This window comes from Paracoccus sp. M683 (assembly GCF_007096355.1).
Lineage (GTDB): Bacteria > Pseudomonadota > Alphaproteobacteria > Rhodobacterales > Rhodobacteraceae > Paracoccus.
The window spans coordinates 1-18,172 of the sequence record NZ_VKDF01000025.1 but is presented as its reverse complement, the minus strand read 5'-3'; the positions used below and the strand labels follow the sequence as shown (position 1 = coordinate 18,172).

Annotated in this window: 17 protein-coding genes and 1 pseudogene; 11 read left to right on the top strand and 7 right to left on the bottom strand. The window is 61.2% G+C overall.

Features of this window, described 5'->3' with window-relative positions; all coding sequences use genetic code 11:
* Window positions 1-175 precede the first annotated feature (175 nt).
* On the bottom strand, window positions 176-3,067 hold the full coding sequence (locus FNJ84_RS20680; protein WP_143795082.1) for a Tn3 family transposase: 2,892 nt from the start codon (window positions 3,065-3,067) through the stop codon (window positions 176-178).
* Between the two features lie 177 nt (window positions 3,068-3,244).
* On the opposite strand from FNJ84_RS20680, the gene FNJ84_RS20675 reads away from it, so the two are divergent.
* Both FNJ84_RS20675 and FNJ84_RS20670 read left to right on the top strand, forming a co-directional pair.
* Window positions 3,245-3,823: a recombinase family protein gene (locus FNJ84_RS20675; RefSeq protein ID WP_088233803.1), complete on the top strand. Its 579-nt coding sequence runs from the start codon at window positions 3,245-3,247 to the stop codon at window positions 3,821-3,823.
* A complete protein-coding gene (locus FNJ84_RS20670) occupies window positions 3,823-4,131 on the top strand; it encodes a hypothetical protein (RefSeq protein WP_088233790.1) in 309 nt (102 codons plus the stop codon). Before FNJ84_RS20675 ends, FNJ84_RS20670 begins: the two co-directional genes overlap by 1 nt.
* A 25-nt stretch (window positions 4,132-4,156) precedes the next feature.
* Here FNJ84_RS20670 and FNJ84_RS20665 read toward each other — a convergent pair.
* Together FNJ84_RS20665 and FNJ84_RS20660 are read right to left on the bottom strand one after the other, a co-directional pair.
* Window positions 4,157-4,914, bottom strand: a pseudogene (locus tag FNJ84_RS20665) (IS5-like element ISPso2 family transposase).
* A gap of 118 nt (window positions 4,915-5,032) precedes the next feature.
* A complete protein-coding gene (locus FNJ84_RS20660) occupies window positions 5,033-5,551 on the bottom strand; it encodes a CYTH domain-containing protein (protein ID WP_198590225.1) in 519 nt (172 codons plus the stop codon).
* A gap of 126 nt (window positions 5,552-5,677) precedes the next feature.
* On the opposite strand from FNJ84_RS20660, the gene FNJ84_RS20655 reads away from it, so the two are divergent.
* From FNJ84_RS20655 to FNJ84_RS20615, 9 genes are all read left to right on the top strand, one after another.
* On the top strand, window positions 5,678-6,511 hold the full coding sequence (locus FNJ84_RS20655; RefSeq protein ID WP_088233789.1) for a helix-turn-helix domain-containing protein: 834 nt from the start codon (window positions 5,678-5,680) through the stop codon (window positions 6,509-6,511).
* A complete protein-coding gene (locus tag FNJ84_RS20650) occupies window positions 6,508-7,506 on the top strand; it encodes an ArsJ-associated glyceraldehyde-3-phosphate dehydrogenase (RefSeq protein ID WP_101753538.1) in 999 nt (332 codons plus the stop codon). Before FNJ84_RS20655 ends, FNJ84_RS20650 begins: the two co-directional genes overlap by 4 nt.
* A 71-nt stretch (window positions 7,507-7,577) precedes the next feature.
* Window positions 7,578-8,780 (top strand): organoarsenical effux MFS transporter ArsJ, encoded by a 1,203-nt coding sequence (arsJ, locus tag FNJ84_RS20645; RefSeq protein ID WP_255471361.1) that lies wholly within the window; start codon window positions 7,578-7,580, stop codon window positions 8,778-8,780.
* Complete coding sequence (gene arsB, locus FNJ84_RS20640; protein WP_143795079.1) at window positions 8,777-9,796, top strand: ACR3 family arsenite efflux transporter; 1,020 nt, start codon at window positions 8,777-8,779, stop codon at window positions 9,794-9,796. The genes arsJ and arsB overlap by 4 nt, the downstream gene beginning before the upstream one ends.
* Complete coding sequence (gene arsC, locus FNJ84_RS20635; protein WP_088233785.1) at window positions 9,793-10,215, top strand: arsenate reductase (glutaredoxin); 423 nt, start codon at window positions 9,793-9,795, stop codon at window positions 10,213-10,215. Before arsB ends, arsC begins: the two co-directional genes overlap by 4 nt.
* Window positions 10,208-10,918: an arsenical resistance protein ArsH gene (gene arsH, locus FNJ84_RS20630; protein ID WP_088233784.1), complete on the top strand. Its 711-nt coding sequence runs from the start codon at window positions 10,208-10,210 to the stop codon at window positions 10,916-10,918. Before arsC ends, arsH begins: the two co-directional genes overlap by 8 nt.
* Before the next feature lie 58 nt (window positions 10,919-10,976).
* Window positions 10,977-11,279, top strand: a complete 303-nt coding sequence (locus FNJ84_RS20625) for a helix-turn-helix transcriptional regulator (protein WP_143795077.1) — start codon at window positions 10,977-10,979, stop codon at window positions 11,277-11,279.
* Window positions 11,276-12,466 (top strand): MFS transporter, encoded by a 1,191-nt coding sequence (locus tag FNJ84_RS20620; protein ID WP_088233782.1) that lies wholly within the window; start codon window positions 11,276-11,278, stop codon window positions 12,464-12,466. Before FNJ84_RS20625 ends, FNJ84_RS20620 begins: the two co-directional genes overlap by 4 nt.
* Before the next feature lie 369 nt (window positions 12,467-12,835).
* Window positions 12,836-13,519, top strand: a complete 684-nt coding sequence (locus FNJ84_RS20615; protein ID WP_073061664.1) for a UPF0149 family protein — start codon at window positions 12,836-12,838, stop codon at window positions 13,517-13,519.
* A gap of 143 nt (window positions 13,520-13,662) precedes the next feature.
* On the opposite strand, the gene FNJ84_RS20610 is transcribed toward FNJ84_RS20615, so the two are convergent.
* The 4 genes from FNJ84_RS20610 to FNJ84_RS20595 form a co-directional block, all read right to left on the bottom strand.
* On the bottom strand, window positions 13,663-14,289 hold the full coding sequence (locus FNJ84_RS20610) for a TetR/AcrR family transcriptional regulator (RefSeq protein WP_088233781.1): 627 nt from the start codon (window positions 14,287-14,289) through the stop codon (window positions 13,663-13,665).
* Window positions 14,290-14,326: 37 nt separating this feature from the next.
* Window positions 14,327-16,309: an oleate hydratase gene (locus FNJ84_RS20605; RefSeq protein ID WP_088238998.1), complete on the bottom strand. Its 1,983-nt coding sequence runs from the start codon at window positions 16,307-16,309 to the stop codon at window positions 14,327-14,329.
* A 359-nt stretch (window positions 16,310-16,668) separates the two neighbouring features.
* Complete coding sequence (locus FNJ84_RS20600) at window positions 16,669-17,127, bottom strand: hypothetical protein (protein WP_143795075.1); 459 nt, start codon at window positions 17,125-17,127, stop codon at window positions 16,669-16,671.
* A 249-nt stretch (window positions 17,128-17,376) separates the two neighbouring features.
* Window positions 17,377-18,075: a transposase gene (locus tag FNJ84_RS20595; RefSeq protein ID WP_370454614.1), complete on the bottom strand. Its 699-nt coding sequence runs from the start codon at window positions 18,073-18,075 to the stop codon at window positions 17,377-17,379.
* Between the last annotated feature and the right edge of the window lie 97 nt (window positions 18,076-18,172).

Genomic DNA, 18,172 nt, shown 5'->3' with positions numbered 1-18,172 from the left:
CAGATCAGGTCCAAATCAAAGCCGCGTGCTCGATGGCACGTGTTGCACAACTGGTTTTCCTGATCCTGTCTCACGACCGTTTCGCCAAAGGTCTCCTTGCCCTCTTCCGCTCCGACGTCTCGCGGCTTTTGACGACTTACATGGGGTCTGATGCCGGAGGGGGCAGAATCCTACGCTAAGCCCTTTTCGGCCACCTGTATTCGCCAGTGAGGAGGATATGGGCCCAACCGAGTGGCGAGGTGTGCGCCAGAAGGTTTGGTGAGCATCTCAGGCCTTCGCGTCGGCGGCCAGCGACGGCCTGGCCGAGATGTTTGGTGTTCCAGTAGATGACGATCGCGGCGAGGAGGTTCAGCCCGGCCATGCGGAAGTGCTGGCCTTCGGAGGTGCGATCACGGATTTCACCTTGGCGGCCGATGCGGAGTGCGTTCTTCAAGGCGTGGTGAGCCTCACCCTTGTTGAGGCCGATCTGGGCGCGGCGTTGCATGTCGGCATCGAGTAACCAGTCGATGATGAAGAGCGTCCGTTCGACCCGTCCTATTTCCCGCAAGGTCACCGCCAGCTCGTGCTGTCTGGGATAGGATGCGAACTTCCGCAGCAGCTGGCTGGGCGGCATGGCCCCTGACGCCATGGTCGCCACGCTGCGCAGTATATCCGGCCAGTTTGCCACAATGAGACGTTCCTTGATCTTGCCCCCGATCAGCCCCTTCAGCTCTTTCGGGCAGGAGGCCGGATCGAAGAGGTAGAGGCGCTTTGATGGCAGGTCGCGGATGCGGGGAATGAACTGGAACCCCAGCAGCGCGGTCACCGCGAAGACGTGGTCGGTGAAGCCGCCGGTATCGGCATACTGCTCGCGGATTTTCTGACCGGCGTCGGTCAGAAGCAAGCCATCGAGGATGTAGGGCGCTTCGTTCACGGTGGCCGGGATGGTCTGTGTGGCGAAGGGTCCGAACTGGTCGGAGACGTGGGTATAGGCCTTCAGCCCGGGTTCATGGCCGTACTTGGCGTTGATCAGGTTCATCGCCTCGCCCTGACGCGTTGTCGGGAAGAACTGGCCGTCGCTCGAAGCGCTCTGCCCGCCGCCCCAGAACCGCGCCATCGGCAACCTCGACTGCCCTTCGATCACCGTGGCCAGGGCGCGCGCCATTGCTTCGCTTTCGACGTGCCATCGCGACAGGCGTGAGAGTTGGAAAAAGTCGTGCGTGTTCGTGGCCCCGGCCATCTTGCTGAGGCCGAGATTCAGCCCCTCGGAAAGCAACACGTTCAGCAGGCCGATCCTGTCCTTGCAGGGCACGCCGGTGCGCAGATGGGTAAAGGCCTCGGTGAAGCCAATCTCATCGTCCACCTCCAACAGAAGATCGGTGACCCTGACTTCCGGCAGGCGGCGATAGAGATCGAGAACCAGCGCATCGGCTTCCTCGGGAACCGCGGCGGTCAGCCGGTCGATTTTCAAGGTGCCGTCCTCGATAGAGCCACCGGGGATTGCCCCGGCCTTTGCCGAACGCGCCAGGCGATGCGCGGCGTCAGCCATTCTGGCTTTGCGGTCGGCCAGCCAGGTTTCCGGCTCGAACGGCATGGCCAGCCTCGGGGTGACGCGGGCAATCTCTACCGGGACCAGCGCTTCCTTCAGATCGCCATACCTGCGCGAATGCGCCAGCCAGATGTCACCGGATCGGAAGGCCTCGCGCAGATGGAACAGGACCGCAACCTCCCAGTGTCTGCTTGCCTCATCAGCCTCCGCATCCAGATGCCGCAACCATTTTGAGCCCCGGCGAAGGAATGTCAGTGGCAGGACCGCCGCCATCTTCGTGCCCGCGATGATCGCGCTCGCCGCCAGCAGCGGTTCTGTCACGGGCGCGGCGCAAATGTCTAATGCCCGCAGCATGCGCGGTGCGTAACGCCGGAAGCGATGATATCCGTGAACGACATGCACCAGCGGATCGGCGGCAAACGTGTCGGTCAGTTGCTCGGCCGTGGCGACAAGCCCTTTGAGGGATATCCAGCCACCGGCATTGCCGACGGCCTCTTCGAGGGAGGCCCGATCCTCATGCGCTTCCAGGAGTGCCGCTCCCAATGTCTTGAAGGACTGCAGGGTGTCCTTCAGCGCCAATTTGGCATCGTCCATCCGGGCGTCACATCGCGATTTCGCCTCGCGCCAGGTCTTGCCGACGATCCGGTCATGGGTCTCGACCACGGCGTCAGCAATGGCGCCGCGCCATTCCAGAGCACAAACCGCAAGGATGGCGAGACGGCGGTCACCCGAGATATCCCGCAGATCGCCCGCGAAGTATCGCTCTCCCTGCCGGCGAAGGCGGGCAACGCGGTGTGGCTGTACATTCGCCAGAATGCCCCGGTCCAGCGCCAAAGCCTGCAGGAACTCGAGCCGATCGAGCAGGCGGTTCATATCAGCCGAGTTCCGCCCGATCTCAAACTGACGCAACCAGACGAAGCGCGTGACCGAGCCACCCGCATCTTCGGTCAGAAGGGCATCGAGCCGCGTTCGCATGTCATCGTCCAACTGACCGGCGACCCTGGCATCGACCCGCCGTTCAGCCGCGACAAGCGCATCCGCGCAAAGCCGCTCGATGACCGTGATTCCGGGCAGGATGGTCTGAGCCGCCCGGCACTGCTCGACGAAGCGCCGTGCCAGATCCTCGTTCGACCGGGCAGTTTCGGCCGCGCCTTCAAGCCAGGCCTTCAGGTCCCGGGCACCCCGCCCGGTGAACATCTTGTAACCGTAGATGGCGCGCAAGGCGGCCAGGTGCTCATGCCGGGTCTCCTCGCGGGCGGCGTAGCCGGCCAATTCGTCGGGCCTTATCCCAAGCTGCGCTGCCAGAAAGCGTGTGACTGCTAACGGAATGACCTCGCCCGGCGCCAGCAACCGCCCGGGATATCGCAGCGCGCATAGTTGCAACGCAAAACCGAAGCGATTGTGGGAACGGCGACGGGCATGGATGAGCTCCAGATCGTCGTCTGCCAGCGTGTAGTGGCGCAGCATCGACGCTTCATCGGTCGGCAGATCGAACAATGCCGCCCGTTGGCGGTCGGTCAGAATGCTGCGTCTTGGCATGGCGATCTTTCAGGAAATCGTGATGGACGACCGTCCGTAAGGGGATCGTTGAGAGGACGGCCAGCTTGCCCCAGAACAGGTCCGTTGAAGGCCAGCAAATGCTGGCAGGACGAAATCTCAGATGAATGGTCCGATATTTTTTGCAATGAAGGGGCGGCTACTGTTACAGATCAGGACATGACACAGATTTTGATCGGCTACGCCCGTTGTTCCACCGACAAACAGGATCTCGCTACGCAGAAGGGTATCCTTGCCAGCTTCGGGGTTGCCTCCGATCGCATCTACACCGACCACGGCTTTACCGGCACGAACCGTGCCCGCCCTGGTCTCGATCAGGCGCTTGCAGCCTTACGAGAGGGTGACACCTTGGTCGTGCCGAAGCTTGATCGCCTGGCACGGTCCGTTCCTGACGCCCGCGACATTGCCGACAAGCTGGCCGCACGCGGCATCAAGCTTCAGCTTGGCACCTCAATCCATGATCCGACCGACCCGATGGGCAAGCTGTTCTTCAACATCTTGGCGACCTTTGCCGAATTCGAGGCGGACCTGATCCGCATGCGGACCCGCGAGGGCATGGCCGTGGCTCGCGCCAAGGGCAAGCTGCGCGGCAAGAAGCCGAAGCTATCAGAGCGCCAGCACAAGGAGCTGCGGCGCATGTATGACACTGGCGAGTATTCCATCAGCGACCTGGCAGAGGTGTTCTCGATCTCGCGGCCGACCGTGTATCGCACCTTGGGCCGGCAGGCGGCGGCGTGATGACAGATGACCCAAAGCCTCCACGGCCGCCGTCGCTGAAAAGCGAGACCCGCCAGACGAACTGGCGCCGCACCAACCTGCCGAAGTATCTGGCTCATCTTGCGGTTCAGCGAGCGCTTTCTTCGGGCGAACTAGAAAAGCAAGTCTGCGAGGTATGCGGCACTGCGAAGGTTGATGCTCATCACGACCGGTACGATGAACCCTTGAACGTCAGGTGGCTTTGCCGCCGCCATCACGTCAAGCTGCACCACTACGGCGAGGATATGTTTCCTGTTGGTCCGACACTGCAGCTGATGTCTAAGCGTTAATGGAAAATGAATTTAGGGTCAGGATTCATAACCAATAGATGACGAGAGCCGCGAGGGTGATGGCTGAGAGGAAGACCTTGGGACATCGGTCATAGCGGGTCGCGACGCGCCTCCAGTCCTTGAGCCTGCCGAACATGATCTCGATGCGGTTACGCCGCTTGTATCTCCGCTTATCGTATTTGATCGCCGTCTTGCGTTTCTTCCGGCCTGGGATGCAGGCACGTATCCCCTTGTCCTGCAACGCTTCTCTGAACCAGTCAGCGTCATAGCCACGATCTCCGAGTACCCATTTGACGTTTGGCAGGCCACTCAGCAGGGCCCGAGCGCCGATATAATCGCTGACCTGTCCAGCGGTGACGAACAGGTCGATCGGTCGCCCCTGACTGTCGCAGATGGCGTGCAGCTTGGTGTTCATACCGCCTTTGGTTCGACCGATCAGGCGACCACGCCCCCCTTTTTGGCGGCCATGCTGGTCGCCGTTCGATGGGCCTTGAGGTATGTTGCGTCGATCATCACGGTCGTTTTCTCGCCGTGTTCCGCCGCCAGCCCGGCCATCATCCGCGCGAAGATGCCCTTTTCGCTCCAACGCTTTTACCGGCTGTAGAGCGTCTTATGTGGGCCATACGCGGCGGGCGCATCGCGCCAACGCAAGCCATTGCGATTGATGAAAATAATCCCGCTCAGCACCCGTCTGTCATCAACCCGGGGCTTCCCGTGCGACTTGGGAAAGAAGGGAGCCAGGCGCGCCATCTGCGCGTCGGTCAGCCAGAAGAGATCGCTCATGTCACCGCTCCGTTTTCGGAGGCGTGAATCACGCAGCGCAACAGAAATCAATGCATCCTGACCCTAGGCTGCATCCGAGAGACCTTGCGGCTTCCCGCCGATTTTCGCGTGAATGCGGTTACTTGGTCGCCTGCCGGTGTTTCTTGAACAGCGACGACTGCCTATACTGGCTCTTTCCCGACACTTCGCGCCCCAACCATGTCGGCTTCTCGAATTCAGCATCCTCGCTCGGCAGTTCAATCTCGGCCAGCACGAGGCCTGTGTGAACGCCCTGAAACTCGTCGACTGTCCAGACATACCCACCATGGGGGATGAAGTACCGAGTCTTCTTCAGAATTGTCCCGTCGCAATGGTCTTCCAAGAGGGCAAGGCCATCTCTGGCAGGAATTTCGTATTCGAATTCGTCGCGGGTCAGACCCTTCTTGGGCCCTTTGACGCTGAGAGTTGCCTTGTCGTCGCAGAAGCGCACCCGGATCTTCCGTCCATCACGGAATGCCAAGAGGCCGTCACGGATCTCAACCTTATGCGTGGCGAGCTCGCGCCAAGTATCCGTGCTGAGCAGAAACTTGCGTTCAATTTCCTTCGCCACAACCGTTCCGATCTCGAAATACCGCCTGCCGTTATCACCTTTGGTCATCGAGGGGCACGGCACAATGCGCATAGCCTGAAGTAGAGGCGACAAACAGAGAGCTGCCTCGACGGAAGCAGGCCGTTACAAAACCTTCACTTGGCAGGCAATCAATAATTCAATAATACATGAAATATGGAAAAAGAGATTCCCGACCAACTGTCCACCCTCGGCCATCCGCAGCGGTTGGCGATCTTCCGGCTGCTGATGCGCCGATACCCTGACCGTGTTCCGGCCGGGGAGATCGCCTCCACGCTTGGCGTCAAGGCGAGCACGATGTCCACCTATCTGTCCGCACTGACGCGGGACCAGCTGGTGGAACAACAACGGGCAGGCACGTCGCTTCTCTACGCGATCAACATGACCACGGTGCAACGGCTGTTCGGATACCTGTTCAGCGATTGCTGCCGTGGCCGTCCCGATATCTGCATGCCTTTCAGCACAGGAACCACCCCCATGTCTGGCCGCAAATACAACGTCCTCTTCATCTGCGTGGGCAACTCCGCGCGGTCCATCTTCGCCGAGTCACTCCTGCGCAGTGCCGCTGGCGACAGGTTCATTGCGTATTCCGCAGGAACTCGACCGGGGACCCAACTCAATCCCTTCGCGGTGCAGGTCTTGCAGGACAAGGGGCATGACGTTTCCGTACTGCGCTCGAAGGACGTGTCCGAGTTTGCTCGCCCCGATGCGCCGCAGTTCGACTTCGTCTTCACGGTTTGCGATCAGGCGGCAAACGAGGAATGCCCCGCTTGGGAGGGGCAGCCAGTAAGTGGCCATTGGGGTATGCCGGACCCGGTCAAAGTCGAAGGAACCAATGCTGAAAAAGCGCTGGCCTTCCAACAGGCTTACGGGGCGCTCAAGCACCGGATCGAAGCCTTTGTCGCCCTACCGATCGAGACCCTGGACCGCATTGCATTGCAAAAAGCCGTGGACGACATCGGCCGCGCCAGCCCCGAGACACTGGCATGACCACCTACGCACTGAATGGCCTCGGTCGCATGGGCAAGCTCGCCCTCAAGCCTCTCCTCGATAGCGGCGCCAAGATCGCCTGGATCAACGACGCTGTGGGTGATCCGGAGATACACGCGCATCTTCTGGAGTTCGATACGGTCCACGGACGCTGGGATGCCGCGTTCTCGCATGACGCCGAAAGCGTCACGATCAATGGCACACGCCTGCCGTTCATCGGCGCACGCGCGATTGCCGATCTGCCGCTGGACGGTGTCGATGTGGTGATCGACTGCACCGGCGTCTTCAAGACCGAGGCCAAGATCGCCCCCTATTTCGAGGCGGGCGTGAAGAAGGTCGTGGTCTCCGCCCCGGTGAAGGACGGCAATGCGGCCAACATCGTCTACGGCGTCAACAACGAGACATATGATCCTGCCGAGCACCGGATCGTCACCGCGGCTTCCTGCACGACCAACTGCCTCGCGCCGGTGGTGAAGGTGGTTCACGAGACTTTCGGCATCAAGCATGGCTCGATCACCACGATCCATGACGTGACCAACACCCAGACCATCGTCGACCGCCCGGCAAAGGACCTGCGTCGGGCGCGGTCTGCGCTGAATTCGCTGATCCCGACGACGACCGGCTCGGCCACCGCGATCACCTTGATCTATCCGGAATTGAAGGGTCGTCTGAACGGCCATGCGGTGCGCGTGCCGCTGCTCAATGCCTCGCTGACCGACTGCGTCTTCGAGCTGGAGCGTGCTGTCACGGCGGAAGAGGTCAACGCCGCCTTCGAGGCTGCGGCCAATGGCCCGCTGAAAGGCATCCTCGGCTACGAGACGCGTCCGCTTGTCTCGACCGATTACACCAATGATCCGCGCTCCTCGATTATAGACGCGCCATCGACGGTGGTGATCAATGGCACGCAGCTGAAGATCTACGCCTGGTACGACAACGAATGGGGCTATGCCAACCGGCTGGTCGACGTCGCGCTGATGGTCGGGGACTCACTGTGAGCCATCCCGCCCCGGCCCGTCCCGAAGGGCTGTCTGCCTATATCGCCGTCACGGCCGCCTATTGGGCCTTCATGCTGACCGATGGCGCGCTCAGGATGCTGGTGCTGCTGCATTTCCACACGCTAGGCTTCAGCCCGGTGCAGCTGGCCTACCTGTTCATTCTTTACGAAGTCGCAGGGATGATCACCAACCTCGCGGCAGGCTGGATCGCTCTGCGGTTCGGGCTGACCTCGACGCTCTATGCTGGACTCGGGTTGCAGGTGGTCGCGCTGCTTGCGCTTGCGCAGCTCGATCCGGGCTGGAGCATCGCGGCTTCGGTCGCCTTCGTCATGTGCGTCCAGGGTCTTTCAGGCGTGGCGAAGGACCTCGCCAAGATGTCCTCGAAATCGGCGGTGAAACTGCTGGCTCCTTCGGGCGATGGCGGACTGTTTCGCTGGGTCGCGGTACTGACCGGCTCGAAGAACGCAGTGAAGGGGCTGGGCTTCCTGCTTGGCGCGGCGCTGCTGGCGGTGCTTGGCTTCGACTGGGCCGTGCTGGGCATGGCCATCGTCCTCGGGGTGATCCTCGTCGCGGTCGTGCTGTTCATGCCTTCGGGCCTGCCCAAGGGCAGGAAGGGCACCAAGTTTTCCGAGGTCTTCTCGAAATCGGCCAACGTCAACTGGCTGTCGGCGGCGCGGGTGTTCCTGTTCGGGGCGCGCGACGTCTGGTTCGTCGTGGGCATCCCGATCTACTTCTATGCGGTGCTCTCGGACGGCACCGAGGATGGCAACCGCGCTGCCTTCTTCATGATCGGCACCTTCATGGCGGTCTGGGTCATCCTCTATGGGATGGTGCAGGCCAGCGCACCGAAGATCCTGCGCGCGGCGAGCCGCCCGGAGGGCGAGCTGATCCGTGCGGCTCGGAGCTGGGCTCTTGCGCTCTTCGTCGTGCCAGCCGCGTTGGCGGTGGCCGTTGCGTTTTCGCCTGCGCCGCAGACCTGGCTGACGGTGACGCTGGTCCTGGGTCTGCTGGCTTTCGGCGCGCTGTTTGCCGTGAATTCCTCGCTCCACTCCTACCTGATCCTCGCCTTCTCGAAATCTGAACGGGTCACGATGGATGTAGGCTTTTACTACATGGCCAATGCGGGCGGTCGTCTGATCGGCACGCTCCTGTCCGGCCTGACCTACCAGATCGGCGGGTTGACCCTCGTCATGGGCACGGCGGCGGTCATGGTCGTCCTGGCGGCCCTGACCTCGGGTCGCCTGACCGATCAGACGAACGAGGTGACTGCATGAGTATTTTCGAACGCTACCTGACCGTCTGGGTCGGTCTCGCGATGATTGCCGGTGTCCTGATTGGTCAGGGCGCACCCTGGCTTGTGCAGGCCATTGCCGCGACCGAGGTCGCGAGCGTGAACCTTGTCGTGGCCGTGCTGATCTGGGCCATGGTTTACCCAATGATGGTGGGCGTGGACTTCGGCGCGGTCGCCGGTGTCGCGCGCCAACCCAAGGGGCTTTTGGTTACGCTGGCCGTCAACTGGCTGATCAAGCCTTTCACCATGGCGTTTCTGGCCGTGTTGTTCTTTGACCATGTCTTCGCGCCGCTGATTTCTCCCGAAGATGCCGCCCAGTATACGGCGGGGCTGATCCTGCTCGGGGCCGCACCCTGCACGGCGATGGTTTTCGTCTGGTCGCAGCTGACCAAGGGAGACGCCACCTACACGCTGGTGCAGGTCTCGGTGAATGATCTGGTCATGGTGGTGGCCTTCGCGCCGATTGTGGCCTTCCTTCTGGGCGTGACGGACCTCTCTGTGCCGTGGGAAACGCTTTTGCTGGCCACGGTGCTCTATGTTGTCCTGCCGCTTGGAGCCGGTCTGATCACACGCCGCAAGCTGGGCTCCAAGGCGGCCATCGACGCGTTTTCGGCGCAGGTAAAGCCGTGGTCCATGGTCGGGCTGATTGCTACCGTCGCAATCCTCTTCGGCCTTCAGGGAGAAACGATCCTCGCCAAGCCGACGGTGATTCTGCTGATTGCGGTGCCGATCATCATCCAGAGCTACGGCATCTTCGTCCTGGCCTATTGCGCAGCCTTCGCCCTCAAGGTGCCGCACCAGATCGCCGCGCCCTGCGCCCTGATCGGAACATCGAACTTCTTCGAACTGGCGGTTGCGGTAGCAATCTCGCTCTTTGGCCTGAACTCCGGCGCGGCGCTGGCCACGGTGGTGGGGGTGCTGGTCGAGGTGCCGGTGATGCTGTCGCTCGTGGCTTTTGCCAATCGCACCCGCGCACGCTTTCCCGAGCCTGCGGCATGAGCATCGTCATCCACCACAATCCGGATTGCGGGACCTCCCGCAATGTTCTGGCCTTTCTTCGAGCGACCGGCGAAGAGCCGGTCGTCATCGAATACCTGAAGGAAGGCTGGACACGCCCGCAGCTGCTAGCGTTGTTCGCGGCGGCGGGGCTGTCCCCGCGTAGCGCCTTGCGAGAAACGAAATCTCCCGCTGAGGCGCTCGGCCTTCTGGAACCGGGTGTCTCTGATGACACGCTCCTGAAGGCGATGATCGAACACCCGATCCTGGTGAACCGGCCCATTGTCTGCACGCCCAAAGGGGTGCGCCTGTGTCGCCCGTCCGAAACCGTTCTCGACCTTCTGGACAGGCTGCCGCCCGGACCGCTGTTCAAGGAGGACGGAGACATGATCCTGAACGAAGAGGGACAACGCATTGCCTGAAACGCCGAACCTTGATGAGACCTTGCTGCGCCAGCCAGACCCGGACACGCTGTTCCCTGCGACGCGCAGCACCCATGCTCCGCGCATTCTGATGCTTTACGGATCGCTGCGCGAGCGCAGCTTCTCGCGGCTTGCAGCCGAAGAGGCCGCGCGCATTCTCGAACGCCTCGGGGCCGAGGTGCGGTTCTTCGATCCCCGTGATCTGCCGCTGCCTGACAGCGTCGGGGCCGACCACCCCAAGGTGGCCGAGCTACGCGATCTGGTGCAGTGGTGCGAAGGCATGGTCTGGTCATCCCCCGAACGTCACGGGGCCATGACCGGCATCATGAAGGCGCAGATCGACTGGATTCCGCTCTCGCTCGGTTCCGTGCGTCCGACCCAGGGCAAGACGCTGGCGGTGATGCAGGTCTCCGGCGGATCGCAGAGCTTCAACACGGTCAATCAGCTGCGCATCCTCGGGCGCTGGATGCGCCTGCTGACCATCCCGAACCAATCCTCGGTCGCCAAGGCGTGGAATGAGTTCGAGGAAGATGGGCGGATGAAACCCTCGCCTTATTACGACCGGATCGTCGACGTGATGGAGGAGTTGGTGAAATTCACCCTGCTGACGCGCGACATCCGCGATCATCTGGTCGACCGCTATTCCGAACGGAAGGAAAGCCATGCCGAACTGTCGGCACGGGTGAACCTGAAGACGATCTAATTCGACGTCGCTGGAAATAGATGTTGACGCCCGCGAGATTTGGCGCGCATCTACTTCCATGAACATCGAAACAGCTTCCCGCCAACTCGACGCCCTCGGCAACGCGACGCGTCTGCGCATCTACCGGACTCTGGTGCGCGCCGGTGAAAGCGGCGCTCCGGTCGGTCGGGTGCAAGACGCTCTTGGGCTTCCGGCATCGACCCTGTCGCATCACCTAAAAAAGCTGCTCGATGTCGGTCTGATCCGACAGGAGCGCAGCGGCAACACGCTGCACTGCCACGCCGAATATCCTGCGATGAAGGCGTTGGTGGGCTTCCTGGTGGACGAGTGCTGTGCAGATGAGGACGCACCCGGCCAATGATCCCGCCGCGCACAAAAGTCGTGTCTTCGCTCGGGATCGTCCAGATCTTCGCTTGGGGTAGCAGCTATTACCTGCTGGCACCGCTGGCCGGTGCAATCGCAGAAGATACCGAATGGGGTCATGCCCTGATTTCCGCCGGTGTATCGGTTGCCTTGCTCATGTCAGGTCTGACGGCACCGAAAATCGGCCGCTGGATCGGCCGGAGCGGTGGCAGAAAGACCCTCTGCCTCGGGATGGCCTTCATGGCCATTGGTCTGTTCCTTCTCAGCATGGCGCACGCCCCATGGGTCTACCTGCTCGCTTGGAGCGTCCTCGGTTGCGGGATGGCTGCCGGGCTCTACGACGCCGCCTTCTCCGTCCTGGGGGCCGCCTATGGACGTGATGCGCGATCCGCGATCACGCAACTGACCCTCTGGGGCGGCTTTGCCAGTACCGTGTGCTGGCCGCTTTCGGCTTGGCTGGTCGAAAGCATCGGCTGGCGCACAACCTGTCTGCTCTATGCTGGCATCCACATCTTCGGAACGCTGCCCCTTTGCTGGTGGGCCTTGCCGCATGCTTCCGCCACGCACTCAGCAACGATGCATGAACCAGTGCGCCGATCGGAAGTTGGCGTTCGCCGCGCCGATATCAGGTTCCTCTGTATCGTCGTCGCAGGCGTCACGCTGACTCTTCTTGCGACCATCTGGTCCATTCACATGGTGACGATCCTGACCGCCGGGGGCTACACCACGGCTGCAGCGATCGCGGTCGGTACTTTGATCGGGCCATCCCAAGTCGGTGCCCGCGTCGTCGAAATGATGGGAGGGGGCCGACATCACCCGATATGGACCATGCTTGCAGCGACCATGCTCGTTTTCGTCGGCTTCCTGGGGCTGCAGATGGGATTTCCAGCTGCCGCCGCTCTCGTCGCATACGGGGCCGGAAATGGCCTTTGGTCCATCGCGCGCGGTGCTCTTCCGCTCGCGCTCTACGGTCCGGAGCACTATGGCGCTCTAATGGGACGCTTGGCTCGCCCGATGCTGTTGGCTGGCGCTGCCGCCCCGACGCTTGGGGCATTGCTCATTGACAAGGTCGGCGCCGAAACGACGATGGTCCTTCTCGCCGCAACGGCCATCGTCCCGTTCTCGATGGCATTCTTGATCCATGTGGACTTGATGCGGGAGCGGCGCAGCGCAGAATTCCTATAGCGGAGGGCCGGTTCGCAAGACAGGAGCATTGTGGCGAGGTTACCGGATGCTCGACCCAATCTGTTCTATGTCGCCACGGATAAGAATGCTGCGAATGCTAAAAACTCTGAGCCGGGGCGGCTGGTTTGGGCTCGATGCGGTCATGCGGCGGTGCGGCAGGCCGTGTGACCATCCTGGCAGAGCGACATGGCACGCCCGGCCCTTTGCAGACGTTGGCGCGACGATCTGATGCTACGTCGCGGCTTCACCACTGCGGACATTCGGGGTGCCTGCAGCAATCTTCCTGTCCGAGCTTGAAGCAGGCTTCGCGCGGATTGCGGGTTGGCGTCGCGCAGAGTAAAAAATTCCGAGCAACACCGGGAGGTATTTATGGACCAGTCCGATCAGGAACTCGAGCGTCTCAGCGCGCTGTTGCATGCGCTGCCCATCGAGAACATGCCCATGACGCTCAGTGAACTTGATGGCTATGTAGTCGGTGTTCTTGCCTGCCCGGATATGATCCCGCCCTCGGAATGGATGTCCCATGTCTGGGGAGAGACAGGTGAGGCAAATTTTCCCGATCAGAAAACCGCCGAAGCCACGGTCGGTGCGGTCATGGCTCACTACAACTCGGTTGCGGAGGCGATGACCCGCTCACCTTGGATCGAACCCATCTACGAGGTTGACCCCAACAGTGATGAGGTGATGTGGGAGCCTTGGATCGATGGCTTCACTCGCGCTATGGGGCTAAGACCGGATGCTTGGGATCGACTGCTCGCTCAGGCCGACGAAGAGACGCGGACGACGATGATCTTCTTGATGGCGCTTCAGGAAATATACACTGGCCACAGCAAGTTCACGGATGAGGAGATCGACGAAATCGACCTTGAAGCACCCAATCTGATCCCGAACTGCGTTGCGACGATACTCTATCAGTCTCGTCCCGAGCTTTCCCGCATGGAGCCCGCAAATCGTTCCGAGATGCCGTTCAACGCCGGTCCCCGGCCCGGGCGGAACGACCCATGCTCCTGTGGGTCGGGCCGCAAATACAAGCAATGTTGCGGTCGGAACTGACCGATCGCCCAAGTCTCTCACGGCCCGGAGCCGACCTTCAGTCTCGGCTCAGGATGCTGCAGCGCTGCCCGTCGAAGCCGCCATTCGCTGCGCTTGCGAACCCCGGCGGAGGCGGAAGGCTAGCTCTCGGCACCAATACTGTCTCAACCCTTCAAAGATTTGGGTGAGGCCACCAATCCTCTGAAATGGGTCAGAAGTAAGTCGGCGCGAGATATGGTCTCACCCCCGGCCCGAGACAGCACGAGTCCGGACCACAGGGCGTAAAGGCTGATCGCAAGCTGGCGTGTTGGAAGCTGATAGCTCAGCTCGAAGCGCGTTTTCAGCGTTTCCAGAACCGAGGCTAGGGCGTCATAGCTAGCGTTGCGCGCGTGAGCGCACTGAGCGGCGAAATCGGCGTCACGCTGCGCCTGCAATTGCAGTTCGATCGCCAACAGGGACCATTGTGTTTGCTCCGCGATGGCCGTGAGGTGCTCTGAAAACCCTTCCAGAGCGTGATCAAGCGTATCGCTTGACACCGATTTCACCAGAGACTGCAGCAGGGCCGCTTCGCGTTCGATATGACGTTCGAGAACCGAAAGCAAAAGGTCCTGTTTGCTCGCGAAGTTGGAATAGAAAGCCCCCTGGGAGAACCCGGCCCGCTCGCATACGTTTCGAAGCGAGGTCGCATTGACCCCGCCTTCGGCGAACAGCATTTCAGCCGCATCCAGAAGGCACTCGCGTGTGCGCTGTTGCTGTTCCTGTCGCGACAGTCGACGGGGGGCATCTGTCATGGCGAGAGTCTTCTGGCTGTGGCTCTGGGATCAGCGGTCATTCGCTCGAGAAGCCTTTGCGGACGTTGCTGATCCAGCTCCCCAGGGCCTTCAGCGCGGCACCGCCTTTGGCGGCCAGAGTATCGACTTCGGCCTCGAAGGCTTCATCACGCTGGGTCTCGGGTTCAGGCAAGGGAGGCAGGATATGCGCATAATACGTCCGATCCAGCAACCGGTGCAGCAACCTCTCGCCCAGGAACGGCTTGCCGCTATTCAGGGCGCGCGCGCCCCTGAGTAGATTGCGGATGTCATACTGGGTTGGGCTGATGTCGGGCGCCTGCTTGGGAATGTTCAGCAATTTGTAGACGCCGATCCGGGCGGTGCGGATAGAGGCCTCCATTGTGAATATTATGTCGTTGCGGGTTTCGACGAATTGCCCGATCAGGCCCAGATTCGTGCATCCTTCCGGCACGACCCGGGGCCGGTCGCCGGCGGCGCGTTTCATGAATTGCGCCGTGATATAGGGCATCAGCGCGGTACGCACCTTGGTGTTGGCGACCACATCATCGATCTGGTCTTCAATCCCCAGATGATAGCAGAGTTCGCTGAGAATCTCGCGTCCTGTGCACTCCGGCAAGGCCTTGCCGACATGATTGCCCGGCTGGTCCATCAAGAGGCCATAGACCCACAAGACAAGCGTGTCTTCAGGTTGATCGGGAAAATGGGGCTGACGGTTGCACGTCACGTTCAGCAGCCAGTTTGAGTCCGTGAAGGTAATGATACCGCCTGTCACTGTGCGTCCCGAATACGGGTCATTGACCGAAAGCGTCTTGAGCTTGTCGACAAGCGGCGAGGGTTTGCAGGTCAGGGTGGCGGACTCCCAGATCGACTGGTCGGTGTCGCCATAGAATTTTTCGGGATGGCCGAACACATCAGATTTTTCCGCCAGGTTCCGCCAGAGCGTCCAGCCGCTGTCCTGGCCGGGCTCGTGGCGTCCGACCGTCAGTTGGGGCACAGTATCCAGATCGCCATAGGCCGTGTTCTCCGTCATCGAGCCTGTCAGCGCAAAGACAAGATCGGTGTCCCCAACCTCCAGTCGTTGCGGCTGACCTGCGACAGTGCAGACAATGCCTGTCACGGTCTTTTGGGCGCCGGTCTCGCTCAGCTCCAGATCCTGCACGCGCGTGCCGAACTGAAAGCGCACGCCTTTTTCGCGCAGCATGCCCGCCAGCGGTTTGATGAAGGTATCATATTGATTGTACTTGGGAAAAACGAGGGCTGACAAATCCCCGAAACCGTCAACGGAATCTAGGAAGCGGTGCATGTACAGCTTGGTTTCCAGAAGGCTGTGACAGTTCTTGAACGCGAACATGGAGCGGAACAGCGCCCAGAAATTGCTGCTCAGAAAACCTTCGGAGAAGTATTCCTCAATGGTTATATCATCGAGGTCTTCTTTTCTCTTAAGCATCAGACGGATCATTTCCCATTGCTGGGAGTGGGTCAGCCCCATATCAGTGAAATCAACGATTTCACCCTGATTGCGCATCAGACGCGCCTTGGAATAATTGGGGTCGTTGTCATTCAGCAGGCGGTATTCATCCAATACCGAATAGCCTTCAGGGAGCTCTACGGCTGGGACATCCTGGAACATGTCCCACAGCGTGTCATAGTTCCAGTTCATCTCCCTGCCGCCCCGGATAAGGTAGCCGTCTTCGGGGTTGCCGGCGCCGTCCATTGAGCCGCCTTCGATATCCATCTCTTCAAGAACGGTGATATGGGCGGGCGGCATATGGCCGTCCCGGATTAGGTAAAATGCTGCGGCGAGCCCGCCAATTCCGCCACCGATTATCCAGGCTCTCCGGTCTTCCACGCCCGGCGTGGGGAGCGGGCGGTGCCGGGCATAGGGGCCAATGAAGTCGGGGGGCGGCAAGGTGTTTTTGGCCCGATGGCTCCAGTAGCCGGCTGTAGCGTCAGGTTCGTGCTCGAAACCATCCGGAGCGGTGGAAGGGCCGTAAAGGCCGGAGTGTGCGCCATGGGTCATGTGAGGCTCCGCTATCTGTATCTGGCCGTGTCAAACGTGACGACCTTGAAGACAATAGATAGTGTTCGATATTCAAATATCAAGTTATATGTGAAATGGTCGGATTTGGGTGACGGGCCAATCAGATGCGCTTGAGGTTGGCGACGAGATGGTGCGGGCGCTTGAGCTCCTCGTCCAAGCGGCCCGGGCTGCCGTCGGCGGCGATGCTGATGCTCATGGGACAAACCTCTCTTAAGCGGTGATGGCTGGCTGTGATCTCGGGGTTGGAGACTGATGCGACGCTGGCGGCAGCCGCCAAGACGCGCAGCGGGAGCCTGACCGATCCGGACGTCGCGAATGCCGGACGATACTTGCGGCCATTATCGCGATGGCTGCGGGTTGCACGGTATCCCGCCCTTCCCTCCATTGAAGATCTCGGCGATGTCGCCCGCGTCGAGCGTGCCTGCCGTCTCGAGAGCGTCTGCAAGCTTCAGAAGTCGGTTACGAGGAGCCTCAACGAAGCATTGCGCCATCTGCGTGGCCGCCTGGAGCCGCGCATCGACAAGGTCGAGGAGATCGCCGTCCCGCAGCGGCGGATGCCCCGCGAGATCGATGTTGCGGTGGACCAGCGGATGGTCGGCACCGAGGCCGAGATTGGTTTCCATGGGAAGCGCGATGCGGGTGGCTTGGGCGAGGTCCCTGCAGGCCGGCTCGCCGCTTGCCGCGATGATGGGATCGAAGACCGCCGCCTCCGCCGCATGGCCGCGGGGGCAGACTGCGATACGCTTCATTAGCCACGCCTCGGTCTGCACCTCAAGCGGCTCCTCGTTCAGGGGCATTCTCACCCGCAGCGAACAGTTGGCTCCCGGCCTTAGTATCAATCAACCCAGACCCGGCGGAGCAAGTCAGGCTGAATGTCCGCTCAGATCGTGAAAACGCGCGGTGCTCGCACCCGCGGCGAAGGTCGGCTCCCCGCCCTTTTGGTGAATCCCGCGCCAGCGAAGTACATGCTCTCGCTGCATCTGCGAACGGCAGCTTCGGTCCGCACAGCGGTTGTTCGTGCGCAGGCGAGCGAAGGTCCGCAATCGCTATGCCGAATGAGTTCGACGCGCAGGCTCCCCAGTCTTGAGCACCGCGTTCAGGATGACGGCGAGCTTCCGCATGATTGCGGTGATGACCACTTTCGCGGGCTTGCCACGCTCTTTCAGGCGGTGCGCGAAAGCTTGCATCGCCGGATCGAGGCGGAGGGCAGTCAATGCCGCCATATAGAGGCTCGACCTGACCTCACGCCTGCCTCCTGAAATGCGGCGGCGTCCTTTCAGCGTCCCTGAATCCTGAGCATGGGGCGCAAGACCGACAATCGAAGCAGCCTCTCCTTTGGTCAGCGACCCCAGCTCTGGAAGATAAGCCAGACAGGCCGCTGCCGTCTTTAGCCCCACGCCGATCACAGACGTCAGCAGGCCCGACTTCTGCCGAAACTCCGGCGTTGCGGCGACCAATGCGGCGATCTGAGTATCGAGCTCCTTGATCTCGTTGCTCATGGCGCGAACATGACGCTTCAGAGAGCGTTCCACATGCTTGATTTGCGGATGCTCCAACCTGTTTTGCTCGATGCGGATCATCTGTGCCAGATCATCGCGCCGCCGCCGCAAGCCACGCAGCTCGACCGTCTCTGGGGCGGGTGGCGGCCATAGCCGCAGATCGACCGACTTGGCGGCGAATAGCGCGAGCATTCGCGCATCCACCGCGTCTGTCTGTAAGCGTCGCCTGTGCCCCACCTTCCGCATTTTCACGTGACCTGAGATTTCGCGCCTGATGGAGATTGGGCGGGAGTTTCGCGATGGCGACTACGGTGGAGTTTCTCAGGGACTATGGGGTGGACAT